The 26,402-nt window shown below is 64.1% G+C and carries 19 protein-coding genes; 8 read left to right on the forward strand and 11 right to left on the reverse strand.

The genetic code is table 11. From position 1 onward, the window contains the following. Positions 1-27: 27 nt before the first annotated feature. Genes ACI512_RS02425 through tagH form a run of 11 tightly spaced genes read right to left on the reverse strand, consistent with a single transcriptional unit; the run spans position 28 to position 16,022 of the window. Positions 28-1,752 carry an SUMF1/EgtB/PvdO family nonheme iron enzyme gene (locus ACI512_RS02425; RefSeq protein WP_015886545.1) on the reverse strand — a complete coding sequence of 575 codons (1,725 nt, stop codon included), beginning with the start codon at positions 1,750-1,752 and terminating at the stop codon, positions 28-30. Next, the gene (locus ACI512_RS02430) at positions 1,745-2,929 is read right to left on the reverse strand and encodes an ABC transporter permease (RefSeq protein WP_231809881.1); all 1,185 of its coding nucleotides are present in this window, start codon (positions 2,927-2,929) and stop codon (positions 1,745-1,747) included. Before ACI512_RS02430 ends, ACI512_RS02425 begins: the two co-directional genes overlap by 8 nt. After that, complete coding sequence (locus tag ACI512_RS02435) at positions 2,929-3,633, reverse strand: ABC transporter ATP-binding protein (RefSeq protein WP_231809883.1); 705 nt, start codon at positions 3,631-3,633, stop codon at positions 2,929-2,931. The genes ACI512_RS02430 and ACI512_RS02435 overlap by 1 nt, the downstream gene beginning before the upstream one ends. Further along, the gene (locus ACI512_RS02440; RefSeq protein ID WP_236383747.1) at positions 3,633-6,608 is read right to left on the reverse strand and encodes a serine/threonine-protein kinase; all 2,976 of its coding nucleotides are present in this window, start codon (positions 6,606-6,608) and stop codon (positions 3,633-3,635) included. The genes ACI512_RS02435 and ACI512_RS02440 overlap by 1 nt, the downstream gene beginning before the upstream one ends. Beyond that, a complete protein-coding gene (locus ACI512_RS02445; RefSeq protein WP_046034844.1) occupies positions 6,605-7,324 on the reverse strand; it encodes a PP2C family serine/threonine-protein phosphatase in 720 nt (239 codons plus the stop codon). The genes ACI512_RS02440 and ACI512_RS02445 overlap by 4 nt, the downstream gene beginning before the upstream one ends. Beyond that, the gene (tagF, locus tag ACI512_RS02450) at positions 7,325-7,978 is read right to left on the reverse strand and encodes a type VI secretion system-associated protein TagF (RefSeq protein WP_236383748.1); all 654 of its coding nucleotides are present in this window, start codon (positions 7,976-7,978) and stop codon (positions 7,325-7,327) included. Next, a complete protein-coding gene (gene tssM / locus ACI512_RS02455; RefSeq protein WP_405121598.1) occupies positions 7,975-11,475 on the reverse strand; it encodes a type VI secretion system membrane subunit TssM in 3,501 nt (1,166 codons plus the stop codon). Before tssM ends, tagF begins: the two co-directional genes overlap by 4 nt. Further along, a complete protein-coding gene (locus ACI512_RS02460; RefSeq protein WP_236381742.1) occupies positions 11,472-12,761 on the reverse strand; it encodes a DotU family type VI secretion system protein in 1,290 nt (429 codons plus the stop codon). Before ACI512_RS02460 ends, tssM begins: the two co-directional genes overlap by 4 nt. Before the next feature lie 6 nt (positions 12,762-12,767). Beyond that, positions 12,768-14,102, reverse strand: coding sequence for a type VI secretion system baseplate subunit TssK (gene tssK, locus ACI512_RS02465; protein ID WP_405121599.1), 1,335 nt, complete (start codon positions 14,100-14,102; stop codon positions 12,768-12,770). Positions 14,103-14,120: 18 nt separating this feature from the next. Continuing rightward, positions 14,121-14,630, reverse strand: coding sequence for a type VI secretion system lipoprotein TssJ (gene tssJ, locus ACI512_RS02470; RefSeq protein ID WP_015886554.1), 510 nt, complete (start codon positions 14,628-14,630; stop codon positions 14,121-14,123). Between the two features lie 57 nt (positions 14,631-14,687). Further along, a complete protein-coding gene (tagH, locus tag ACI512_RS02475; protein ID WP_064053235.1) occupies positions 14,688-16,022 on the reverse strand; it encodes a type VI secretion system-associated FHA domain protein TagH in 1,335 nt (444 codons plus the stop codon). 393 nt (positions 16,023-16,415) lie between these two features. Here tagH and tssA point away from each other — a divergent pair, with 393 nt between their 5' ends. The 8 genes from tssA to tssH all read left to right on the forward strand — a co-directional run bounded on the left by tssA (position 16,416) and on the right by tssH (position 26,278). Then, positions 16,416-17,435 (forward strand): type VI secretion system protein TssA, encoded by a 1,020-nt coding sequence (tssA, locus tag ACI512_RS02480; protein WP_064053234.1) that lies wholly within the window; start codon positions 16,416-16,418, stop codon positions 17,433-17,435. 54 nt (positions 17,436-17,489) lie between these two features. Continuing rightward, positions 17,490-17,996 carry a type VI secretion system contractile sheath small subunit gene (gene tssB / locus ACI512_RS02485; RefSeq protein WP_010207547.1) on the forward strand — a complete coding sequence of 169 codons (507 nt, stop codon included), beginning with the start codon at positions 17,490-17,492 and terminating at the stop codon, positions 17,994-17,996. Positions 17,997-17,998: 2 nt separating this feature from the next. After that, complete coding sequence (gene tssC / locus ACI512_RS02490) at positions 17,999-19,498, forward strand: type VI secretion system contractile sheath large subunit (protein WP_015886557.1); 1,500 nt, start codon at positions 17,999-18,001, stop codon at positions 19,496-19,498. A gap of 163 nt (positions 19,499-19,661) precedes the next feature. Next, complete coding sequence (locus ACI512_RS02495) at positions 19,662-20,150, forward strand: type VI secretion system tube protein Hcp (protein WP_015886558.1); 489 nt, start codon at positions 19,662-19,664, stop codon at positions 20,148-20,150. 93 nt (positions 20,151-20,243) lie between these two features. Beyond that, a complete protein-coding gene (gene tssE, locus ACI512_RS02500; protein WP_005792513.1) occupies positions 20,244-20,759 on the forward strand; it encodes a type VI secretion system baseplate subunit TssE in 516 nt (171 codons plus the stop codon). Continuing rightward, positions 20,756-22,615, forward strand: a complete 1,860-nt coding sequence (tssF, locus tag ACI512_RS02505; RefSeq protein ID WP_046034840.1) for a type VI secretion system baseplate subunit TssF — start codon at positions 20,756-20,758, stop codon at positions 22,613-22,615. The genes tssE and tssF overlap by 4 nt, the downstream gene beginning before the upstream one ends. Beyond that, complete coding sequence (gene tssG, locus ACI512_RS02510) at positions 22,579-23,622, forward strand: type VI secretion system baseplate subunit TssG (RefSeq protein WP_046034838.1); 1,044 nt, start codon at positions 22,579-22,581, stop codon at positions 23,620-23,622. The genes tssF and tssG overlap by 37 nt, the downstream gene beginning before the upstream one ends. Further along, entirely contained in the window at positions 23,615-26,278 is a 2,664-nt protein-coding gene (gene tssH / locus ACI512_RS02515) for a type VI secretion system ATPase TssH (RefSeq protein WP_405121600.1), read from the forward strand. The genes tssG and tssH overlap by 8 nt, the downstream gene beginning before the upstream one ends. Positions 26,279-26,402 lie beyond the last annotated feature (124 nt).

The raw sequence follows: 26,402 nt of genomic DNA on the forward strand, positions 1-26,402 counted from the left end.
CTTCCAAGCTCGCCATACAGCCAGCGATCATCGCTGACCGCTCGCTGCGAGCAATTCCTTCAAGATCGTCGCCGGGTCGGCCCGCTGTTGCTTGCGGTAGTTGCCGACATGGCGAACGAACAGTGTTGCGCGCGTCACCAGGCTCTTGCCGAGCACAGGCTTGCGATCCAACTCTTCCTTGATCCGTTGAAACTGCGCCTGGATCACCGCATCGGTGTAACGCGTGCCGGTGGCCAGGTTGTCGATATAAATCGCCACCGCGCCATCAAGCGCACTGCGACCATTGGCGATGGCCATGTCGAACAGCTGCGCGCTGGCCTCGTCCTTGTTGTCCAGGGCCTGCTGGCGACTCTTCTGCAGATTGGCCAGGCGAATGTTGTAGTTGGCGATGGTCTCGGCCACCAACGCGGCCGACTGAATCAGGTTGCCCGCCGCCTCTTCACGTTGCTGGGCGATCAGCGAGACATTGCGCTTGAGCTCTTCGTTGACCAGCCCCAGCTCGGCTTGCAGCTTGGGATCGACACTGGCGGCGATGATGCTGTCCAGGCGCTTGGTCGGGTCCTGGGCGTCGTCGATGGCGTCGGTCAGCGAGGCCAGGCGGCCCTCTTTCTGCCACTGCGCGAACAGCTCCTTGTAGCGCGAACGTGGTGCCGACAACGCACCAATCGCCACGCGGAAACCCGTGGTCTCGTTGCTTTGCTCGGTGCCGTCGGCGGCAAACAGCGGGTACTCACGGCGCATGCCGGTGAACAGCGTGCCCTCGCCTTCCAGGTAGTTGCCGCCCTTGACCACAAAGCCGCCGTAGGTACCCTGACGGCGCCCCGCGTGGACCAATTGGAAAGACTCCTGGACCATTTCGGCCGCGTTGCCGATCACATCGAAGAGGCCGATCGGGTTGGGCAATTTGGTGCCGATGGGCATCAGGCGCGCAGCCTGGCCAGTGCCGCCGGCCACTTGGTTGAACACGGCGTAATCGCCGAGCGGGCCGTCACTGTCACTGCCTTCGACGCGGCGCGGGAACAGGCGCCCTTCCAGGTCCTGGCGGCTGACCGCATGGCCACCGCGCGCGGCGAATTCCCACTCCACTTCGGTGGGCAGGCGCACAAAGCCCAAGCCGCCGTCATCCGCCGACGAGCCGCGACCGCTGACCGGCAGCAACTCACGGTGGTATTTCATCAACCAGGCGCTGTACACCGCCGAGAAGCGCTCGGCTTCAAAGCGCGACAGCTTGACCTTGGGCAAGCGCCCGGCCATGCCGGTCGGCGCATCGCATGCCGGTGCCGGTTCGCCGCTGGCCAGCGACTGTGCCTGCGACATCACTTGGGCGTACTGGCGGGCGGTCACTTCGTACTTGCCGATGAAGTACAGCATCGGTTTGAGCGGGGTCTTGGCGTCGGTCTTCGGCATCAGCGGCGCGATGACTTTGTTCCAGTCTTTGGGCAAGTCCTTGAGGGTGAACTGGCCGTTGATGAAGTCACGGCGGTAGCCGGAAATAAACGACTGCTGATAGCCCGCCTCGCCTTCGGCAAAGGGGTAGCCGAGGCTGATCTCGCGGTCATCCAGGGTGCCCTGGGCCAACACGTAGGCGTAGCGGAACACCATGTTGCCTTCGCACGGCAGCGGCAGGCTGACGTCGCCTTCCAACGGTTTGGGGTTGTCGAGCTTGTCATGCTTCTCTAATAAAGAGTCCTCATCGGCCCAGGCCATCGAGGCCAGGGTCAGCGCCACGCAGGCGCCCAGTAACTTATACATCTCTGATTCCTTCAGAAGCCTGGATCCGCGCCACTCGCCAACCACCACATGCCGCCGCCACGGCGCTGACGCCCATGACTGCAACCAGGGCCAGGCCGTAATGACGCGCCAACAGATGGCTGGCGTATTCGCCCGGCACCTGCACAAATAACTGATTCAACGCCGCCTCGGCCGCGCCATACAGGCCGGCACTGAGCACGGCAGCGAAACCTGCGCTGTACAGCGCCTGCACCACCACAAACAGCAACAGCCCACCCGTCGAGAACCCCAACAGGCGCAACACCGACAATTCCCGACGCTTGCGCGCCACAGCCGCGAGGGCCCCGGCAAAGATCGCCGCAAACGCACCCGCCACCGCCAAACCGCCAATCATCCAAAACACGATCGACAGGTTGCGGCTCAACGACTGCACCTGGGCGATGGTCTGGGCCTGGGTCGACACCAACAGGTTCTGACCGGCGAAAAACACCCGCAGCGGTTCCACATCGACGAGGCGACGGGCGTACAGGCGGAACGCCGGGTACACACGCTGCTCGGTCACACCAACCGCCTCCCCGACCCAACCCAGCGCCGGTACTGCTCGACCATCACGGTAATCTTCTGCTGCTTCCAGCAATTTCAAATCGGCAAACAACCCGTCACGGGCGAAGGCCTCAAGCGGCAGTACCGCCAGCACCTGCAAGCGCGTGCGCTGGGCTTCCACGCGCCCCGCCACTTGCCGGGCAAAACTGGTTTCCAGCCAATCCCCGGGCCGCGCCGCCAGCTTCTCGGCGGCGGTATGACTCAGCACGATCTGGTCCAGGCCCCGAGGCAACGGCAAGCCGTTCAACAACGGATCGCCCGACGCCGTCGGCAGCATCTCCAAGCTCAACGAGCCCACCTGCGCTGTCGCCGCAATCTGCCGCGTGCGCGGTACCGCAAACGCTACATCGCTGCGCTGGCCGAGCTGCTCAATAAAGGCGCTGCTGAATCGACCACCGCCCAGCGGAATAATTTCACGGGTGGCGGGGTCAGTCTCCAAACGTTCGGTCAAACTGCTAACCAGTCCAAATTTCAGGCCGAATAACACCAGCAACGGGGCGATCACAGCGACCAATGCCAGCACCGAACAGGCCGACAGCCACGCGTCGTTGCGGTAATCCTGCCAGGCGAGCGACGCGACCAAGCCGATGCGCATCAGCACGCCTCCCCGAGGGTCGCGGTGACGCCCCCGTCGGTGTCGCGACGGCAACTGATGCGCCGCACCTGCAAGCCACTGGCGCGGGCCAATGGTTCGTCATGGGTGGCGATCACACACGCGGCGCGGTGCTCACGAGCCTGGGCCAGCAGCGCCTGCATCACGCGCTCGGCGTTCAGCGGGTCAAGGGACGCGGTGGGCTCATCCGCCAGCACCAGCTGCGGCGCATGGGCCAGGGCGCGGGCGCAGCTGACGCGCTGGCGCTGGCCCACCGATAACGCTGCCGGTTTCTTGGCCAACTGGTCACTGATTTCCAGTTGCTCGGCCAGGCGTAACACGCTGCCGTCGTCCTTCAAGCCCAGCAGTTGCCGGGACAAGGCGATGTTGTCGCGCACATCGAGAAACCCCAGCAGGCCACCGGTCTGCAGCACATACCCCAGATGCTGGCTACGCAGCGCGGCCAACGTGGACTGCTGCTCGCCACGCCACAACCCGGCGATGTCGTGCTGATGGAAATCGAACTGCCCGACCTGGTCCGGCGCCAAGACCAGCGCCAGCAGGTCCAGCAACGTGCTTTTGCCGCAACCGCTGGGCCCGACAATCGCCAATTGCTCACCCGCGCGCAGCGTCAACGCCGGGATCACCAAGCGATAGCGCTGGCTACCGACGCCCCGGCTCTTGTGCACCGCGCTCAGGTTCAGCATCACGGCAACGTCGACAACGGCACGCGGTACAACGCGTCGCCCGGCTCGGCATCGCCGAAACGGACCCAGTTGGCCACGTCATTGTGGAAGGTTTCATAGAGGCGGATCTTCGAATCCAGCTCGTCGATAAAGTCTTCCTGCTCGGCCACGCTCAACGACAACCACAGGTCCTGAGTCATGTTCAGCGACTTGCTGCGGTACGGCAGGCCTTCCAGGTATTCACCAAGAATGCCGCCGTCGGCCAGGTTGCCGCCCTTGCGCAGGGCCTGCGGGTCGCGGCTCATGTAGGCCGAGGCGCTGGCGATTTCCTGGAAGAAGTCCTTGGGCGAAGTCTGGGTCTTGCGCGCCGCGTCGACGATCAGTTTCAACGACTGTTGCAGGTCGTTGAGCTGCAATTTGGTCAGCATCACGCACACCTGGAACGCCGGCAGTGCCGGGTTGGTCAGGTCGCGGTCGGCGGTCCAGGCGCTGACCAGTTGCGGCGCCTGGCTCGCGGCTTTGCGACCGAGGAAATCCATGTGCATGGCGTAGCCGACGGCTGCGGATTTATCCGCCAAGGTTGGCGCGGAACTCAACAACGGCACTGGCTGCGGCGTATTGCTGCGTACCTGATGAACAAGGTTGGCGAACACCGTGCCGATTTCGTCCACACGCTCGCCCAATTTACGCACGTCGCCACCCGGCACCGGCGTGTAGAGGTCGCCGATCTGCGGGTTGGCGTCGGCGGTGAGGATGCGGTACTGGCTCTCGGCACCGGCATGGGTTTTCTTGCCGGCGTCGGTGCGCAGGTGCAGGGCGTAGATCTTGATCTGCTTGCCCAGCGCCGCCTGGCGCACTTCGGCTTCGTTCATCTGGGTGGCGGCAAACGGGTCGTTCTTGCGCAGCGCGCCAGCGTCGGTGACCAGCAGGATAATGCGCCCGCCGTAGCCGGACCAATCCATGCCATCCACCGCCTGCATCACCCCGGCGAACGCGTCTTCGTTGAACGAATGGCTGGACACCGTGGACGCCTTGACCTGGCGCGCCATGTCGAGGAAGCGTTGCGGGTCGCGGCCCTGGTCGAGGCTGATCAGGGTCTTGGCCACGTACTCCAGGCCTGGGGTTTTCTTGATACTGCTGCGAAAGCCCACCATGCCGAAACTGACACTGTCCAACTCGCCACGCTCGGCAATGCGCGTTTGCAGTTCGTGCACCACGTCGCGAATCTGGTCGATGTAGGGCTGCATCGACACGGTGGTGTCGACCACCAACACCACGGCGGTCCGGAAGGCATCGGCGTTGGCCTTGATCACCGGCGTCGAGGGCTTGGCGGCCGCGCTGCTGCCGGGGTCGATGGAGGCCACATTGAGCAGCTGCACCGGCTGGCCGTTTTCGTCAAAGCTCTCTTTGGAATCGAAGATCGGCAACAGGTAGAACTGGTTCTGCGGCACCGCGCTGGCCGTCGGTTCCAGGGCCAGTATCTGGCTGTTGTCTTCGCTGTTTTTCTGCGCCTTGGCCAGCACGCCTTTGGCGGCGGCCGGGTCGGCCAACAACTTCTCTACTTCGCCGGATTGGCGCAGGAACATCACGGGCGCCCGGCCCGAACGTTCGGTGAACTTGAGCACCAGGCTCTGTTTCCAGTCGCTGACGTGTGACGCCGGCAACCAACCGTCGCTGCGCCCATCGGTGGCAGCACCGACGCGTACCCACGGGCTGCCGTCAACGTCCTTGCGTTGGTAGACATAGAGCACGGAAAACGCCGGCAGGGCTTTGCCCGGCGCGCTGCCGGCGTCAGAGGAAAGCTTGGCGCCTGGCTTACTCAGGACGCGCTGGAACAGTGTCTTCTTACCTGCCATCAGTAACGGACGCTGGCCGCCGTCGACGTCGGGAACAGCCGGCGCCACCGTGGGCACCACCGCAGCCGGCGGCTTGGCGACGGGCTTATCGCTACCGCTCAACCACCAGTAACTGGCACCACCGATGGCCAAGGCCACCGCCACCGCAACCGCCGCCAGCGCCATCACCGGCCCACGGCGCTGCTCGGACACGGCGTTGTGTTGCGTCGGTGTCACCACCGGCTGGCGCGCGACAGGTTGCGGCTGTGGTTTATCGGTCGGAATATCGATAGTGACCGGGGTCATGCCCGCCAGGTCGAAGCTCAGCGGGATGGGCAGCGGCCGCACCAAGGTGGCGTCCGGCGACTCCGCCGGCAGGTTATCCAGGGCCTGCAACAACGCCGCTGCATCCGGGAACCGTTCCGCCGGGTCCTTGGCCAACAGCTTGCGCAGCACCTCCTGGTAGCGACCGTGGTGCACCGGCAGTTCCGGCAACGGCTCGGTCAGGTGCGCCAATGCCGTGGACAGCGCGTCGGTGCCGCTATACGGCAGCTTGCCGACGAGGATTTCATACAGCACCACACCCAACGCGTACAGATCGGCACGGCCATCGATCTCCTGGCCCCGCGCCTGTTCCGGGCTCATGTAGCTCGGCGTGCCCACGGCAAACCCGGCCTGGGTGAACTGGGTGCGGTCGTCCAGCGACTTGGCGATACCAAAGTCGGACAGCACCGCCGTGCCATCAGCGCGAAACAGAATGTTCGCCGGTTTCACATCGCGGTGCACCAGCCCTTGGGCATGCGCATAGCCCAGCGCCGAGGCGATCTGGCGAATCAGCGTCACGCCCTGCTCCGGCGTCAACCCAGCGGCGATGCGCTCCTTGAGCGTACCGTTGGGCAGGTATTCCATGGCCATGTAATACAGCTCACCGACGTTGCCGATGTCATGGATGGTCACCGTGTGCGGGTGCGACAAGCGCGCCAGGGTCTTACCCTCGCGCAGGAAGCGTTCGCAGAAGCTCGGGTCAGCCGCCAGCGCCGCCGCCATCACCTTCAACGCCACCTTGCGCTCCAGCGAGCGCTGGGTCGCCAGGTACACGCTGGCCATGGCGCCTTCGCCGATCTCGCCTTCGATGTCGTAGCCGGGGATGACGATGTTCATGGCGATACCTTCACGACGATGGCGGTGATGTTGTCCGGCGCGCCCCGGTTGAGCCCCAGGTGCACCAGGCTGCGCACGATTTCATCCGGTGCGTCGTGGCTGAGCACTTCGCGGATCTCATGGTCTTCGACGGTCTTGTTCAAGCCGTCGCTGCACAGCAGGTAGCTGTCACCGGGGGCGATCAGCAGGTCGACCACCGCCAGGTCCAAGTGAGCCTCCACGCCAATGGCGCGGGTGACGATATTGGCGCGTGGGTGGACGCGGGCGTCGGCTTCGCTGAGCAGGCCGCTGTCTTGCAGGTCCTGGACGTAGCTGTGGTCGCGTGAGATGCCTTCGAGCACACCGTCGCGCAAGCGGTACAAGCGACTGTCGCCCGCCCACAGGCACACGCCGCGCAGGCCTCGGGCGGCCAACAGCACCACGGTACTGCCCATCATGGTCACCCCACGGTGGGCGGTTTCTTCGCGCACGGCTGCGTTGATGCGGATCAGGTCGTTGCGCAGCGCCGCCGTGTATTCATCCAGCGAGCGTCCCACCGGCACGCTGCGCAGGCTGTCGACGATCAGGCTGCTCACATAGTCCCCCGCCGCATGCCCACCCATGCCGTCGGCCACCACCCACAGACGATTTTCCGGCAGGTCCAGGCAGGCGTCTTCGTTGACCTGGCGGACCATGCCCACATGGCTTTTGCTCGCGGATTTGTACGTCGACCCCATCTACACCACACCTTCTTGTCCGAGCAAAAACTGCGCAAAATCGCTGGCGGCGGGCAGGCCCTGACACCGCAACAAACCTGGGGAAATCGCCTGCGAGCCCCGGCCCCACCACAGGCTCGCGCCGTCGCAGGCCAGTTCGGCGAGCGCGGTCATGCGCTGGTGCGGTTCAGTGGCGGCCACCCGTTGCAGACCGGCGAAACGGCTGTCCTGCGCGCGTAGCTCGCTCGCCGGGAAACCCAGGCTATCGAGACCGTCATTGAAGCGTTCGAAGGTGGCACCGGTATCCAGGGTGCTGAGCAACAGCGCTTCGGCCTGCTCGAACCAGCTGTCCGACCCGCCCACCAGCGAGGCAGGGTTGGTGGCGTGATCGAGCAACGCCACCACCGCCAGCGGAAAGTAGCGGCCGACCCGATCGATGCTCGGCATCACCACGCCCGCCGCCGCGTCCGGCCCACACACGCCGGGCGCCAGCACAAAGCGCCACAGCGGGCTGACCAGGTACGTGTTGAGCCAATCAGCGCCGAGGCTGTTTTGGCTGGCAAGCAAACCCGCCGCCAGCCAGCTGTCCCACGGGCCGATAAAACTCTGGGGCAAGGCGCGGCTGACAAAATCGCCGCGGCTGGCCAACTTGCCGTAGAAACCCAGCGCCGTCATAGCCGCTCCGGCAGGCTGAAGCCGCTGAGCACACGGCTCTTGAACGGGTTGAAGGCACTGTTGGCGCGCAGCTCGTAGGCGATGCTCGCACCGTCGACGCGCAGGCGCAGGTTGAAACGGTCCGGCGAATTACCAGCGGTGAGGTCCGATTGCTCGAGCAAGCGGAACCAGGCCCACGGCCCGTCCAGGGTCACGCCCGAACGGCCACTGGCCGATGGCGGCATGATCGAAATGCGCACCACGCCAATGCTGCCAGGGTTCGGCCATTGCATCGCCACCGGGCGGCTGGGGCCGTGGTCGTAGCTCAATTGCTGGCCGTCGAGGTCAAGCAAAAACTGCGTGATAGTCGGGTCCATCGACACCGGCTTGAGTTCGAACCGCACAATCGGCTGGGTCCCCCCGGCGCGGAAGAACGCATCGCGGATCGTCGCCGCACGCTGGAAGGTTTGCAGCACACCCGGTGCAATCCCGAGTTTCTGTGCGGCGCCCGGCTGCCAGCGCCAAGTCTGCGCGGAGGTGTCCACGTAGGGCTGCAGGTACTTGCGGAAGTAGTTGTCCATCACCCCGCCCACCCCGAAGAACTGGCCGAAGTCATCCAGGGTGGCATCCCGCGCACTGCCCGGCGACATCGGGTAACGCCCGGCCAGCGACTGGCGATACACGTTGACCACTTCACTGACCCAGGCCGCGTTCAACTGGTTACGCACGCCGCCCATCATGCTGTTGGTGGTGGAGTTGACCACCGACTTGACCATGCCCTGCACCAACGGCGGCTGGCGCTCGGCGTTCAGGCTGACCCGCGTGGCCGCAGCCGCCGCCTGGTTCTTTGCCTCGCCGAGCAACGCATCGCCGCTGGCACCTACCATGGCGCTGACCTGCACATACAGCGCATTCATGTCGGTGAGCAGGCCATCGATGGCCGCCGGCTCGCCTTCGTTCTTGCTGACGATGCTGTTGAGTTCGGAGAAGTGCGCGGTCACCGGATCATCCGCCGCGACGGGCGTATTGGCGGTCGGTTGCTCCTGCCCGAGCAGGCTGCCCAGGCGTTCCTTGAGCTTGTCGACGCCCCCTTCCACCGGCACACCTTTGGCGGCCAGCTGGCGTTCTTCGGCTTGCAGATCGGTTTCCTTGGCCACGGCCACCAGCAGTTTTTTCAGCGGCGAGGTCGGGCCGGAAATCACCCGCAGCACGTCGGCCGCCTGGGCCACGCTGGTGATCGGCACGAAGTCGATGTCCGCGAGCAAGGCATCCCACTGGCGCTGGTAATCCTGGAAATACAGGCGGCGCACGTCGGCGGCCAGGCTCACCACGTTCTGCTGGTCGGCCTGTTCGTGGCCCAACACCCACTGCTCTTCGGCGAGGGTGCCGGTCTGGTTCAGGCTGCTCAGCAGGAACGCCTGGCGATAGCCTTTGGCGGTGAAGAAACCACTCAACGGCTCGCCCAGCGGCTTGCCGCTTTTGCGGCTGAACACCAGCGCTGCGTCACGACCAGCGGCTTCGTTGATGCGAAAGTCCGGGATGCCTTCGGGCAGTTTCTGGCGCTTGACCCGGTCGTAGACGCGCTGGGCCACCGGCAGTTGTTGCAACTGGCGACGCAGGTCATCGATCAAACGTGGGTCGAGGCGTGCGCTCGGCGGATGGCGCTCGAACAGCGCCTGCAAATGCCCGGCCAGGGCCTGCCGTTGGTCCGCCGGCAGATCGCGGGGCAGGTTGCGGTCCCAGTCGAGGGCGATCCAGGCCTTGATGAAGTCCGGGTCGTAATGCTCGGTGTCAGCGAGCATCAGGTAGGCCTTGAGGCCTTCGTAGAGGAAGTCGGAATTGCCGCCACCGTGCAGTTGTTCTTCGATGCGCGTCACCAGGCGTGGCGCGAACACCGCGATCAACAGCTTGCGGTAAACACTGGCGGACTCGGCTTCAAGCATGTCGCCCTGGTACAGCCCGAGGCCTTCGGACCAGTTGGGCGAGTCGCCCGCCAGGTTCTTAACGGCGTTGAGCAACGGCAGCACGGCGAGGACGTCGCGCTGCGCCGGGCTCAGGTTCTGCACGGTCTGGCCCAGTGGCGCGACCTTTTGGTCGACCTGGGCGATATACGCCTGGTTGGCGCGGTAACTCACCCACCACAGGCCGCTGACCACCACGACCAACGCCACGGTGGCGGCCAGCACACCGCGTGCAATCCATTTGCGCCGACGCTCGACCTTCGGGTTCACCCCCACCAGGCCACGCTCGGCAAACGCTACCGCAGTGAAGAGTTTTTCGATGAAATAACTGCGCCCGGTGCCACTCTGGCGCGCCAGGTGCTGGCGGTCCAGGTTCATGCTCTGGGCCATCGCACCGATCAGACGGTCAATCGGGCTGCCTTCCTGGGTACCGCTGGTGAAGTACACGCCGCGCAGCAACACGCGCTCTTCAAAGGCATTGGGTTTGAACACGCCTTCGAGGAAGCTTTGCAGGCAATCCTTCAACGCACCGAACTGCTGCGGGAAGCCGTAGATCAGGTCGCGCCGCGCGGGGTCGCGTTCCTGTTGCAGGCGCTCCACCAGGCGTTCGTTGAGGCGCTGCTCCAGGCCGGCGAACTCGCTTTGCAGATGCGCCAGCGGGCTGTCGGTGTTTTTGCCGTCGTCCAGGGCAAAGGTCATGCCCCACACCTGGGCGCGCTCTTCCTTGCTGAGGTTGTCGAAGAACTCCATGAAGCCCGGCACCAGGTCGAGCTTGGTCAGCATCAGGTAGATTGGGAAGCGCACGCCCAGTTGGGTGTACAGCTCCTGAATACGCAAGCGGATGGCGGCGGCATGGGCGGCGCGTTCGGCGTCGGTGCCCAGCAACAGGTCCGACAGGCTGATGGCGATAAAGGCGCCATCGATCGGGCGGCGCGAGCGCTGCTTTTTCAGCAGGTCGAGGAAGCCCAGCCACGCGGCTTTATCCACCGTGGAGTTGCTGTCCTGAGTGGTGTAGCGGCCGGCAGTGTCGAGCAATACGGCTTGATCGGTGAACCACCAGTCGCAGTTGCGCGTACCGCCGACGCCGCGCACGGCACCGGCGCCCAGCTGCGCAGCCAGCGGAAAATGCAGCCCGGAGTTGACCAGCGCCGTAGTCTTGCCCGAACCCGGCGGGCCGATGATCACGTACCACGGCAGCTCGTAGAGGTTGCGGCGTTCATCGCCACCCAGCTTGGCCTTTTTCAGCAGCGCCAGGGCCTCGTCCATGCGCTGGCGCAGGGTGGTGAGTTCTTCGGCGGTGGCGGTGCTGTTGGGGTCGGCCGGGGTTTGCGCGGCCAGGCTGCGCATCACTTCGGCGGCCTGGCGGCGGGCCTGGATGATGCGGAACACGCGATAGGCAATCCATACCGCAAACACCAGGATGATCAGCGCCCAACGGCGCCCTTCCGGCACCAGCACATCGAGCAACGGCCCGACAAACCAGATGATCAGGCTCAGGGCGATCAGGCCCAGCACGGGGATCACCCAGCGAATCATGAAACTGAAAAACGCCTTCACTCGACGCCCTCCGCCAATACGGTGATTTCAACCCGACGATTGCGGGCACGGCCTTCGGCGGTGGCGTTGGTCGCCACCGGCTCGGTGTCGCTGCGGCCCTCGGCGCTGAAGCGGTCTGCCTGGCCGGTCTTGGCCGCGAGGAGGTCCAGCACCGACTTGGCCCGGGCTTCGGACAGCGCCCAGTTGGACGGGAAACGCAGCGTGGCAATCGGGCGGTTGTCACTGTGCCCGGTCACCCGCACCTGGCCCTTGACCTTGCGGATGGCGTCGGCGATGCGCAGCATCAGCGGCTGGTAGTCATCGACGATGCTGGAGCTGGCGGACGCAAACAGCTCATCGCCACGGATGGTGACCACCGAACGGTCGACCGCATCTTCCACGGCAACGCGCCCCGCCTTGATGTCTTCCACCAGGAAGCCGGCCAGACGTGGGCGCTCGATGACTTTAGGCTGCGCCACCGGACGGTCGATGGCCTGCACCGGGATCTCGCCCAGGGCATGGATATTCTTGAACACCGGCTCGGCATCCGACGCCAGCTTCAAACGCAAACCAAACAGCAACGCCAGCAGGAGCGCGACGCCGATGGCCACGGCGATCCACGGCGGCATGAATTGCGCCAGGCGATCACGGGCCACAGTCACGCCGCGCCAGTGCGGCGACAGCTCACGCTCGTGTTCACCACGCGCACTGCGAATGGCCGCGGCGGTGCGCTCGCGCAGGGCTTCCAAGTGGCTGCGACCGTCGTTCATCACGCGGTAGCGGCCTTCGAAACCCAGGCACATGCACAGGTACAACAGCTCCAGCAGGTACAGGCGTTCCCGTGGGCTTTGCAGGCAGTGGTCGAGCAACTGGAAGACTTTTTCGCCACCCCAGGCTTCGTTGTGCACGGTGATCAGCAGGCTCTGCTTGCCCCAATCACTGGTGCTGCCCCAAGGCGTGCTCAACACTGCTTCATCCAGCGCGGTGCACAGCGCGTAACGGGCCAGCAGCACTTCGTTGCGGGCGATGCCGGCCGCTTCGGCGCGCTCTTCGAACTGGCGCAGGTAAGCCAACAACTGCGCGCGCAGGCTGGCCGGTGCCGGGTGGGCGATGGTGTTGCGCAGGCGCGTCAGCAGCGCCAGCAAGGGGCCGGCGGCGCTTTCCAGCGGGTTGAGGCCCTGGCTCTTGCCGGTGAGCATCGGCGCGGCCGGCATGGCCAGCGGCAAAGGTTCGGCACGCACCGGTTCCGGCGCCCGGCCACCCGGACGCGGCATGAACTGGGTGCGGTCATCATCATTGGGATGCATCGCGGATTATCCTCGGATCGCCCAGAAGGCCAGGTTCAAGCCCGGGAACTGCCCGGCGATATGGAAGGCAAAACCGCCGGAGTTGCCCAACTGTTGCCAGGCCTCGCTGCCGCGATCCAGCTCGTAATAGGTCGAGCCGGCGTGGTACGGCAGTTGGCGTGGCGCCACCGGCAGAGGCAACAGGCTGATGCCCGGCAGTTGCAGGTTGACCAGGTCGCGGATGTGCTCCACCGAGCCGACTTTGCTCTGCTGGCCGAAGCGCGCACGCAGGGTTTCACCGGGCACGTCGGCCCGCACCACGAGGATGAAGCTGGCGTTGTCGAGCAGGGTCTTGTCGGCCAGCATCGCCACGTGCACGCCGTAGGCTTTCTCGACAATCGGGATCGGCGTGGCCTTACTGTCGATCAGCATCGACAGCGCTTCACGCAGCGCCGCCGTCACCGGGGCATAGCTCAGGGCCAAGTCGTCGTGCTGGTACTGCGGGTATTCCTGCGGGCGACGGCCCGAGGTGGAGAAGGTCGAGAACTCGCCGGCCAGGCTGACCAACTCACTGAAGAAGCGCTCCGGGTGCAGCGGGCTCAACTGGCTCAAATGCTGGATCAACGGTTGGGCACGGTTGACCAGTTGCAGCAGCATGAAGTCGGCAATCTCCGACGCGCCACCGGCGCCCGAGGCAACTACGCGGCCAGCCAAGGCCTCGCCGCGCTGGTGCAGCAGGCCGAGCAGTTCACTGCGAAACGCCGTCAGCGGCTTGCTCGCGGCGACGTCCAGCACCGGCGGAATGTAAGTGTCGTCGAGCACCAGCGCACGGTCGGCGCGCTTTTCCTTGATGCGCACCAAGCCCACGGCGGCGTAATCGCTGATGCCATCCTGGGCAGTCAGCAGACGTAGGGCGCGGGAACCCACGGCCACCGGGGCGCGATTTTCGAACGGGGCGTTGTCGTCGCGCACTTCGCGGACCTGGCTCACGTAACGCGCCGCTTCCAGGGCTTCTCCTTCATCCACTGTATCGCGGGCGCCGGCACGCTTGAGCGGCAGCGCCAGGTACACCAGGCCGTCGCGCAGGTTGTCGTCAATATTCAACGGGCTCGGTGCCAGGTCGTCCTGGGGGATGTTGAACGGCGTACCGTCCGGCAGCAGGCCGCGCGCCGACACGATCGCCAGCTTGCCCTGGGCCAGCAGGCCCTGGTCGATCAGCAGCTCGGAAAACCCCCAGCCGCCGGCGGACAACGGGCGGCTGCGGGCGTCGATCAGGTTTTCCAGGTAACGGTCATGCTGCTGGAAGTGCTGCGTTCCGATGAACATGCCTTCCGACCAGACCACGCGATTGTTCCAGGACATGGGGGCTCCGATTGCTTCTTATTGGGCAGGGCTGGATGGGGTGACCACGACGTCGGCGCGCACGGCGCGTACATCGAGGCTGATCTGGTATTCGGTGTATTGCCGCGCAGGCACGTTGATCACCGTGCGCCATTGCGCACGGTCCAACTCGCGATAGCCCACCAAGAGCCCGATCTGGCGCGTGGACGGGTCGAGGTCGCGCTGGATGCTCAGTTGCTCGCCGGGTTGCACCATCACTTCGTCCTGGTCCAGCAGGTCCAAGCCCAGGGTCGATTGCGCCCGGTCAGCCAGGGCGAAGTAATCGGAGCGGGCGAAGGTGGCGGCGTTTTTCAGTTCGAAGATGCGCACCCGCACCGGTGCGGCCTGGCCGTTGGCGCCGGGGTTAAGCCCGCTGATCGCGTGGAAGTGCAGCTCGACGGCGGCCGTATCCGCTTCGGCCTCGGCGGCGGTTTCGGGTTTGGCGGCGTCTTTGGCACACGCCGTCAGCAAAAGCAGTGTGGCAATTGCGAGTAAAAACCTGGGAATCATCCTGCGTCCTCAATGACGTACTTAGCTATCCGTTGATCCATGTGTCGCGGCGCGGTGTTACCGACGCTGTCGTGCGCTGTGCTCTTCGTAGGCTCGGCTGAATTCGCGGCCGAACAGGTCCTGGAAGTCTTCCTGGGCCTCGCGGGAAATATTGCTGTAGAGCTCGGTGAACTGCTGCCAGTACTGGGCCTGGCGCGAGCCATTGAAAATGCTCGACAGCCCGCCGGGCTTGCCCATGCGCTCCTCCAGCTGGGCCGGTTCAAAGCGACTGAGCAAGTGCTTGATCGCCGCTTCCACACCGGCCATCACCGCCAACTGGTGGGCACGCAGGTCGTTGAAACTGTCGCGCACGGCGAGATCGGGCGCCATAAACGCCTGGTTGCCGTGACGAAGCAAGAGCAGTAACGCTTCGTCGGCGTTCGGGGCGAATTTCAACGGATTGTTTTCCGCCGGCTGGATCATCGTCTGCTGCATGCGGAACTCGCCCTTGAGGCTGGCGCGGGCACGCAACACGTCGATCAGGCCTTCGACCATCAGGCGGTAGCTGCGGCCGATGCTTTCCATCTGTGCCTCGGCCTGGGCTTTGTCCAGGCGCAGTTGGTCCAGGCCCGCGCCACGCAGGAAGGCTTGCAGCAGGTCGGGTTGTTGGTTGTCTGCCACGGGGAGCACGGGCTCGACCACGGGAGGCGGCTGGATGATCGGCGGTGGAGGTGGCGGCGGCGCAGCGCTGGCAACAGGCGCAGGCGTATCGCCAAACAGGTCCCAGTCTTCGGGAATCACCGAGCCCGACACCGCGGGCGGCTCGGCCACGGGCGCCACAACCGGCGCCGGTGGGCGAAAGTCGTGCTGTTCGGAGGGCACGTGGTCCGGCACGGTCGGTGGCGGTACGGCGGTGGGGCTGAGGAAATCAAACAGGTCCGGCAGCGTGTCCATCGACGAAGCGCCCTGGAACTGCGGTGCAATCGCTGGCGTGGGGACTGGCGTGGGCTTGTTCACCACGGCGCCCATCAGCGCTTCAAAGCTGTTCGGTGATTCGCCGGCAAAGGCCTGGCTATCAACGGCCTGCACGTTGAAGTCGATACGCGCCTGGATCTCGTAATCGCCGATACGGATCAGCTCGCCGTCTTGCAGTGGCTCGCTATTACCCCGGCGCATACGAATACCGGCGTTCACCAACTCCACACCGTTAGTGCTGTTATCGGTTAAATAATAACGGCCATCTTTGTATTGAATAACGCAGTGTTGCGAAGACACCAACCGCTCAGGATCAGGTAATACCCAGTCATTATCCGAGCTGCGGCCGATAGCCATCGCGCCCTGATTCATGGACTTTTCCGAGCACTGCCCAGGGGTAATCTTGTGATAACTAGTGATAGTCAAACACAGCGACATCTTGCCTCCTTGCTGATACTTCGCGCGCGGTCGACTCCCAGGACAACGGTTCCCGGGAAATCCCCATCAGGTCGTGCAATCGACCCTCTACAACCTGCTTTTCCAGCATGATCGCTGATCTTAACTGGGCTCTATGACAAAAATCCTGTCCCGGTGCGTCGTTCGACCCGCCAGTCGCGCAGGTTGTTAAGCACCGCACATCTGTCACAGAGGGCGAATAGCTTACCTTGACAAGGCCTAACTACTACACCAAAAATGCACAACTTCTTGAATACCAGTGATGGCACATTAGTGGCATCTTGCATATATGACCAAGAAAACATGCAAAGTTCCTCGCGCAACTAATGCATGAATTGCCCGCCATCTAACGGGCCGATAGGGAGATCGATTTCAGTGGATGTGCCGTTGCTGCTCACCGCCGTTTCCGCGACTTCGCCATGTGGCGAAGACATGGAATATGACGCGCAATTTTTGCAATTGGAGCGTGATGCCAAGGGCCAACCCGAGCGCAGCATGGGCGACGCCATCCTGCCCGCCGAGCCGCCGGAATGGCGCAGCATCCAGCAGCAAAGCCTCGATCTGCTGGCGCGCAGCAAAGACCTGCGCATCACCCATTTCCTGCTGCAAAGCGCCCTCGCCCTCCAAGGCGTGACCGGCCTGGCCGAAGCGCTGACGCTGATCGACGCCCTGCTGCGCGATTACTGGGCCGACCTGCATCCGCGCCTGGATGCCGACGACGATAACGACCCCACCGTACGCATCAACGCCCTCACCGGCTTGACCTGCGACACCAACATTCGCTTGTTGCGCGAAAGCATCCTCACCCGCTCACGCACCTTCGGCCCCGTGACCCTGCGCGCGGCGCTCAACGCCAGCGGCCTGTTGAGCTTCCCCGATGAACAACTCGGCGCCCAGCAACTCACCGCCGCGTTCCTCGACAGCGACCCCGAGCAACTGCAAGCCACCCGTGACGCCCTGATTGCGGCGCGTGCGGCGTGCGAAGCCATCGAACAACACGTCAACGACCAGGTCGGTTCCGCCCAGGGCGTGGACCTGAGTGCCTTGAAGCAACCGCTCAAGCAGGCGTTGCAGATACTCAATCAAGCGGTGCCAGGCACCGCCGGCAGCAGCGAACCCGAGGCCGTCAGTGACGACAATGCCCCCTCGGTCGACTTCGCCACCGCCCCCGCAGCGCCGCGCCCCGTTGGCGATATCGCCAACCGCGACGATGTGCTGCGCAGCCTCGACAAGATCCTTGCGTACTACACCCGGCACGAGCCTTCGAGCCCGCTGCCGGTGCTGTTGAACCGGGCGAAAAATCTGGTGCACGCCGACTTTGCGGCCATCGTGCGCAATCTGATTCCCGACGGCATGTCCCAATTTGAAAACCTGCGTGGCCCGGACGGCGAGTAAGTCGCCCGACTGTGCAGTAACAACACCGTCGCTCAAGCGACCAGGAGCAGCAACGTGGCGAAGCAAAGTTCTCAGAAATTCATCGCGCGCAACCGCGCGCCTCGAGTGCAGATCGAGTACGACGTCGAGCTCTACGGCGCCGAGAAAAAGGTCCAGCTGCCCTTCGTGATGGGTGTGATGGCCGACCTCGCCGGCAAGCCTGCCGAGCCGTTGGCGCCGGTGGCCGACCGCAAGTTCCTTGAAGTGGACGTCGATAACTTCGACTCGCGCCTCAAGGCCATGCAGCCGCGCGTGGCGTTCCACGTACCGAACGAACTGACCGGCGAAGGCAACCTGAGCCTGGACATCACCTTCGAAAGCATGGACGACTTCAGCCCGGCCGCCGTGGCCCGCAAGGTCGATTCGCTGAACCAACTGCTCGAAGCCCGCACCCAGCTGGCCAACCTGCTGACCTACATGGACGGCAAGACGGGCGCTGAAGAAATCATCATGAAGGCGATCAAGGACCCGGCACTGCTCCAGGCACTTGCCAGCGCGCCCAAGCCTGCAGGGGACCAGTAATCATGACTGACAATACCGCCCGCGAAGGCACCCAGATCCTGGGTACCCAGACCGAAGAAGCCAGCGAGTTCGCGAACCTGCTGCTGCAAGAATTCAAGCCCAAGACCGAGCGTGCCCGCGAAGCCGTGGAAACCGCCGTGCGCACCTTGGCCGAACAGGCCCTGGCGCAAACCGACCTGGTGTCCAATGACGCGATCAAGTCGATCGAATCGATCATTGCCGCCATCGACGCCAAGCTGACCGCCCAGGTCAACCAGATCATCCACCACCCGGATTTCCAGCAGCTGGAAAGCGCCTGGCGTGGCCTGCACTACTTGGTCAACAACACCGAAAGCGATGAGCAGCTGAAGATCCGCGTGCTCAACATCTCCAAGCCGGACCTGCACAAGACCCTGAAGAAATTCAAGGGCACCGCGTGGGACCAGAGCCCGATCTTCAAGAAGATGTACGAAGAAGAATACGGCCAGTTCGGCGGCGAGCCGTACGGCTGCCTGGTGGGCGACTACTACTTCGACCAGTCGCCACCCGACGTGGAGCTGCTGGGCGAGCTGTCGAAAGTCTGCGCCGCCATGCACTCCCCGTTCATCGCTGCGGCCTCGCCGACCGTGATGGGCATGGGCTCGTGGCAGGAGCTGTCGAACCCGCGCGACCTGACCAAGATCTTCACCACCCCGGAATACGCAGGCTGGCGCTCGCTGCGTGAATCGGAAGACTCGCGCTACATCGGCCTGACCATGCCGCGCTTCCTGGCGCGCCTCCCGTACGGCGCCAAGACTGACCCGGTGGAAGCCTTCGCCTTCGAAGAAAACACCGACGGCGCCGACAGCTCCAAGTACACCTGGGCCAACGCCGCGTACGCGATGGCCGTGAACATCAACCGTTCGTTCAAGCACTACGGCTGGTGCTCGCGCATCCGTGGTATCGAGTCCGGCGGCGAAGTGGAAAACCTGCCGGCGCACACGTTCCCTACCGATGACGGTGGCGTGGACATGAAGTGCCCAACCGAGATCGCCATCAGCGACCGCCGTGAAGCGGAACTGGCGAAGAACGGTTTCATGCCTCTGCTGCACAAGAAAAACACCGACTTCGCCGCGTTCATTGGCGCGCAGTCGCTGCAGAAACCGGCCGAATACGACGACCCGGACGCCACCGCCAACGCCAACCTAGCCGCGCGCCTGCCGTACCTGTTCGCCACCTGCCGTTTCGCCCACTACTTGAAGTGCATCGTGCGCGACAAGATCGGTTCCTTCAAAGAGAAGGACGAGATGCAGCGCTGGTTGCAGGACTGGATCCTCAACTACGTGGACGGTGACCCGGCGCACTCCACCGAAACCACCAAGGCCCAGCACCCATTGGCGGCTGCCGAAGTGATCGTGGAAGAAGTCGAAGGCAACCCGGGGTACTACAACTCCAAGTTCTACCTGCGCCCGCATTACCAGCTCGAAGGGCTGACCGTGTCGCTGCGTTTGGTATCGAAGCTGCCTTCGGCCAAGAGTGCATAACCAACTGGCTCTTCTGTGGGAGGGGGCTTGCCCCCGATGGCATCTACTCGGTCTGACTGAAAGTCCGCGTCGCCTGCATCGGGGGCAAGCCCCCTCCCACACAAAAGCAATGCTCCATTGGGCATAACCAAATATCGTGGCCCACGCCACACAGGGAGAAAACATGGCTGTTGATATTTTCATCAAGATCGGCGACATCAAGGGCGAGTCCATGGACAAGGCCCACAAGGACGAGATCGACGTGCTGAACTGGAGCTGGGGCATGGCCCAGTCCGGCAACATGCACGTGGGCGGTGGCGGCGGCGCGGGCAAGGTGAATATCCAGGACCTGTCGCTGACCAAGTACGTCGACAAGGCTTCGCCGAACCTGATGATGCACTGCGCCAGCGGCAAGCACATCGACAAGGTCAAGCTGACCGTGCGCAAGGCCGGCGGTGAAAGCCAGGTCGAGTACATGGTGATCAACCTGGAAGAAGTGCTGGTCACCTCGCTGAGCACCGGCGGTTCGGGTGGCGATGACCGCCTGACCGAAAACGTCACCCTGAACTTTGCCCAAGTGATGGTCGACTACCAGCCGCAGAAAGCCGACGGCACCAAAGACGGCGGCGCGATCAAGTTTGGCTGGAACATCCGTTCCAACACCAAGCGCTGATAGCTCTGGTGGCCGTGGTTCCCCACCACGGCCCCAGAAACCTGCCCCGCTCAACAACTGTCCCTCTCACAACCCGTCCGTGGAGCTGCTTTGGTGGTAACTGAAATCGCTTCCCGCGACCGTCTGCAACCGTCCCTGCTGGACCGGCTGACCGACGACGACCCAACCAATCCCAAGGAAAGCGCCGACAAACGCGTGCTGTCCCTGACCCAATTGAAAGCCTCGGTGCTGCGTGACCTGGCGTGGCTGCTCAACACCACGTCGTTGCTCGATGCCGATGCCACGCTGCACACCCCGGCCGGTACGTCGGTGGTCAATTACGGCCTGCCGGCGCTGGCGGGCAACAGTGTTTCCAGTGTCGACATCAAGGCCCTGGAAGCCCTGATCTACCAGGCCATCGCCACCTTTGAACCGCGCATCCTGCGCCATACCCTGCGGGTCAAAGCCCGTGTCGGCCATGGCGAGATGAATCACAACGCCCTGAGCTTCGAGATCGAAGGCGACCTGTGGGCGCAGCCGGTGCCGTTGCGCCTATTGCTGCAAACCGACCTCGACCTGGAATCCGGCCATGTGCGTGTGGTGAATGCCGACCAGCGGAGGCGCCCATGAACCCGCGCCTGCTGGAGCTGTACAACCAGGAACTGCACCACGTGCGCGAAAGCGCCGCCGAGTTCGCCAAGGAATACCCGAAGATCGCCAGTCGGCTGACCCTGTCCGGTATGGACTGCGCCGACCCGTACGTCGAACGCCTGCTTGAAGGGTTTGCCTACCTCACGGCCCGTGTGCAGCTCAAGCTCGATGCCGAGTACCCGACCTTCACCCATAACCTGCTGGAAATCGCCTACCCGCACTACCTGGCGCCGACGCCGTCGATGACCGTGGTGCAATTGCAGACCGACCCGGACGAAGGCTCCCTGGCCAGCGGTTTCCCGCTGCCCCGCGACACGGTATTGCGTGCCGCCCTCGGCCGTGAAACCCAGACCTGCTGCGAGTACCGCACCGCGCACCCGGTGACGTTGTGGCCGTTGCAGGTCAGCAGCGCCGAGTATTTCGGCAACCCCGCCGCCGTGCTGGGCCGCCTGGCCGCCAGTGAGCCGAAAGCCAAGGCCGGCCTGCGCCTGACCCTGCGCACCGGCGCCGAATTGCCTTTCAACAGCCTCGACCTGGATAACCTGCCGCTGTACCTCAGCGGTGCCGACGAGCAACCGTTCCGCCTTTACGAGCAGTTGTTGGGCAACGCCTGCGCGGTGTTTGCACGCAAGCCCGGCGGTGACTGGGTAGAACGCCTGCCGCAGGACGCATTGCGCTCCCGTGGTTTTGACGATGCCGACGCCGCCATGCCGGTTGTCGCGCGGGCTTTCCAGGGCTATCGCCTGCTGCAGGAATACTTCGCCCTGCCCCACCGCTACCTGTTCGTCGAGTTCGCCGAGCTGAGCCGTGCGGTCAAGCGTTGCGACGGTCAGGAGTTGGAACTGATCGTGTTGTTCGACCGCCACGAACCGAGCTTGGAAGGCAGCGTCGGCGCCGCGCAGTTCCTGCCGTTCTGCACGCCGGCGATCAACCTGTTTCCCAAGCGCGTAGACCGTATTCACCTGTCCGACCGGGTCAGCGAGCACCATGTGATCGCCGACCGCACGCGGCCGATGGATTTCGAAATTCATTCGTTGAGCGGCATCACGGGCCATGGCACCGGGCCGGAACAACCCTTTTTACCGTTTTATGCGGTGCGCGACCCGTCGCGCTATGGCCGCGACCAGGCCTATTACACCGTGCGCCGCGAGCCGCGCGTGCTGTCCAGCGACCAGCGCCGCAACGGCCCGCGCTCCACGTACGTGGGCAGTGAAACCTTTGTCAGCCTGGTGGACAGCGGGCAAGCGCCCTACCGCCACGACCTGCGCCAACTCGGCGTGACCGCGCTGTGCACCAACCGCGACCTGCCCTTGTTCATGAGCGTGGGCAACGGCAAGACCGACTTCACCCTGGCCGACAGCGCGCCGGTATTGGCCGTGCGCTGCGTCGCCGGCCCGAGTCGCCCGCGCCCCAGCCATGCCCATGACGCCAAGGCGTGGCGCTTGATCAGCCAACTGTCGCTCAACTACCTGTCGTTGAGCGAACAGGGCCAGGGCGCCGGCGCCTTGCGTGAATTGCTGCGCCTGTACGGCGACAGCAACGACGCGGCGCTGCAATTGCAGATCGAAGGCTTGCGCGAGGTCAGCAGCAAAGCGGTGACCCGTCGCCTGCCGATGCCCGGCCCGATCGTGTTTGGGCGCGGCCTGGAGATCACACTGGAATTCGATGAAAACGCGTTTCGCGGCACCGGCGTATTCCTGCTCGGTGCGGTGCTGGAACGCTTCCTGGCACGCTACGTGTCGATCAACAGTTTTACCGAGACGGTGATCCGTACCACCGAACGCGGCGAGATCATGCGATGGAAAGCCAAGCCCGGACGTCGTCCGACCCTGTGAGTACCCTGGATGCGATGCATCAGGCGCCCTGGGAATACGATTTCTTCCAGGCGTTGCGGCGTATCGAGTGCGAATCGCCGGAACTGCCGCGCCTGGGCCATTCCCTGCGCCTGGCGGATGACCCGCTGCGCCTGGGTCAGCAGGCGGATTGCACCTTTGCCCCGGCCACGTTGGCGTCGGTCGACCCCGGTGGCGACGGCAAGCCGGCGCGGCTGGAGCAGTTCTTCTTCGGCCTTGGCGGCCCCAACGGCCCGCTGCCGCTGCATATCACCGAATATGTACGCGAGCGCCAGCGCAACAATGCCGACAGCACCAGCAAACACTTCCTGGATGTGTTCCACCATCGCCTGCTGAGCCTGTTTTACCGAGCCTGGGCCGAGGCGCGGCCGACGGTCAGCCATGACCGCCCGGACGATGACTATTGGTCTGCGCGCCTCGCCGCACTGAGTGGTCGCGGCATGCCGAGCCTGCTGAATCAGGGGCTCATCCCGGATACCGCGAAGCTGCATTACAGCGGCCACCTCTCGGCGCAAACCCGCTACCCGGACGGCTTGAAAGCCATTCTCGGCGAGTACTTCGGCCTGCCGGTGGCGATCGAAGAGTACGTCGGCCAATGGCTCGAGCTGCCCGAACGCAGCCGCGTGGGCGTGAGTGCCAACCGCCTCGGCGTGGACTTTTGCCTGGGCAGCTTCGTTTGGGATCGCCAGCACAAATTCCGTATCCGCCTGGGCCCCCTCACGCTGGATGACTACATGGGCATGCTGCCCGGCCACCAACCGTTCAACGAGCTGGTGGCGTGGGTGGCCGAGTACCTTGGCCATGAACTGGACTGGGACTTGAACCTGGTTCTGCAACAAGCCGAAGTGCCAGCGCTGCAACTCAACGGCCAGTTCCGCCTGGGCTTCAACACCTGGCTCGGTAAGCCCGAGCATGACGCCAACGACCTAATCCTGGCCCGGCACTACGCCGACCACGCCACCACCTCAAGGAATCCAGAGCATGGGTGAAATCAGTCGCGCCGCACTGTTCGGCAAACTCAACAGCGTGGCCTACAAGGCCATCGAAGCCGCCACGGTGTTCTGCAAACTGCGGGGCAACCCGTATGTGGAGCTTGCCCACTGGTTTCACCAGTTGCTGCAACTGCAGGACTCGGACCTGCACCGCATCATCCGCCAGTTCAACGTCGAGCCGGCGCGCCTGGCCCGCGACCTGACCGAAGCCCTGGACCGCCTGCCACGCGGCTCGACCTCGATCACCGACCTGTCCTCCCATGTGGAAGAAGCGGTGGAGCGCGGCTGGGTCTACGGCAGCCTGATGTTCGGCGAAAGCCAGGTACGCACCGGTTATCTGGTGCTCGGCATTCTCAAGACCCCGAGCCTGCGCCATGCGCTGCTGGGCTTGTCTTCCGAGTTCGACAAGATCAAGGCCGAAGCCCTGAGCGAGCGCTTTGATGAATACGTGGGCGACTCGCCGGAAAACGCGCTGAGCGCCAGCGACGGTTTCAACGCCGGCGCCGTGCCGGGCGAAGCCAGCGGTGCCATGGCGCCCAGTGCGATGGGCAAACAGGAAGCGCTCAAGCGCTTTACCGTTGACCTGACCGAACAGGCCCGCAGCGGCAAGCTCGACCCGATCGTGGGTCGTGATGAGGAGATCCGCCAACTGGTCGACATCCTCATGCGCCGCCGCCAGAACAACCCGATCCTCACCGGTGAAGCCGGGGTGGGCAAGACCGCCGTGGTCGAAGGTTTCGCCCTGCGTATCGTCGCCGGTGACGTGCCACCCGCGCTCAAAGATGTGGAACTGCGCAGCCTCGACGTGGGCCTGCTGCAAGCCGGCGCCAGCATGAAAGGCGAATTCGAACAGCGCCTGCGCCAGGTCATCGAAGACGTCCAGGCCTCGCCCAAGCCGATCATCCTGTTTATCGACGAAGCCCACACCCTGGTGGGTGCCGGTGGCGCCGCCGGCACCGGTGACGCAGCCAACCTGCTCAAGCCTGCATTGGCGCGTGGCACCCTGCGTACTGTGGCCGCCACCACCTGGGCCGAGTACAAGAAGCACATCGAGAAAGACCCGGCCCTGACGCGCCGTTTCCAAGTGGTGCAAGTCGCCGAACCGTCGGAAGACAAAGCGCTGCTGATGATGCGCGGCGTGGCGTCGACCATGGAAAAACACCACCAGGTGCAGATCCTCGACGAAGCCCTGGAAGCCTCGGTGAAGCTGTCCCACCGCTACATCCCGGCGCGCCAGTTGCCGGACAAATCCGTGAGCCTGCTGGACACCGCCTGCGCCCGCGTCGCCATCAGCCTGCACGCGGTGCCGGCCGAAGTGGACGACAGCCGCCGCCGCATTGAAGCCCTGGAAACCGAGATGCAGATCATCGCTCGCGAGCATGCCATTGGTATCGCGATTGGCGCGCGTCAAACCCATAGCGAAGCACTGTTGAGCGCTGAACGTGAGCGCCTGGCGACGCTGGAAAGCCGCTGGGCCGAAGAGAAAGCGCTGGTGGACGAACTGCTCGCTACCCGCGCGACCTTGCGCGAAAAAGCCGGCGCCGTAGACAGTGGCGACGACGCTTTGCGCGAGCAACTGGTCGACCTGCAACAACGCCTCAGCGCGCTGCAAGGTGAAACCCCGCTGATCCTGCCGACCGTGGATTACCAGGCCGTGGCCTCGGTGGTCGCCGACTGGACCGGCATCCCGGTGGGCCGCATGGCGCGCAATGAGCTGGAGACGGTGCTCAACCTCGACCAGCACCTGAAGAAACGCATCATCGGCCAGGACCACGCCCTGCAGATGATCGCCAAGCGCATCCAGACGTCCCGCGCCGGTCTCGACAACCCGAGCAAGCCGATTGGCGTGTTCATGCTGGCCGGCACCTCGGGCGTGGGCAAGACCGAAACCGCCCTGGCCCTGGCCGAAGCCATGTACGGAGGCGAGCAGAACGTCATCACCATCAACATGAGCGAATTCCAGGAAGCCCACACGGTGTCGACCCTCAAGGGCGCGCCTCCGGGCTATATCGGCTACGGCGAAGGCGGCGTGCTGACCGAAGCCGTGCGGCGCAAACCCTACAGCGTGGTACTGCTGGACGAGGTGGAGAAAGCCCACCCGGACGTGCATGAAATCTTCTTCCAGGTGTTCGACAAGGGCGTGATGGAAGACGGCGAAGGCCGGGTGATCGACTTCAAGAACACCCTGATCCTGCTGACCACCAACGCCGGTACCGAGCTGATTTCCCAGGTGTGCAAAGACCCGGCGAACATCCCTGAGCCGGAAGAAATCGCCAAGGCCCTGCGCCAGCCGCTGCTGGAGATCTTTCCGCCGGCACTGCTTGGCCGCCTGGTGACCATTCCGTACTACCCGCTGAGCGATGAGATGCTCAAAGCGATCACCCGCCTGCAACTGGGCCGCATCAAGAAGCGCGTGGAGACAACCCACAAGGTTGCCTTCGACTACGACGACGCGGTGGTCGACCTGATCGTCTCGCGCTGCACCGAAACCGAAAGCGGCGGGCGCATGATCGACACCATTCTTACCAACAGCCTGCTGCCGGACATGAGCCGTGAGTTCCTCACGCGCATGCTCGAAGGCAAGGCGATGGCGGGTGTGCGCATCAGCAGCCTGGATAATGAATTGCACTACGACTTCAGCGACGCAGATTGACCTGACGGAACACAATCAAAATGTGGGAGGGGGCTTGCCCCCGATAGCAGTGTGTCAGTTGATGCATTCGGTGACTGATTCACCGCCATCGGGGGCAAGCCCCCTCCCACACTTGAACCGGTTC

Source organism: Pseudomonas petroselini, assembly GCF_045037875.1.
GTDB classification, from domain to species: domain Bacteria; phylum Pseudomonadota; class Gammaproteobacteria; order Pseudomonadales; family Pseudomonadaceae; genus Aquipseudomonas; species Aquipseudomonas petroselini.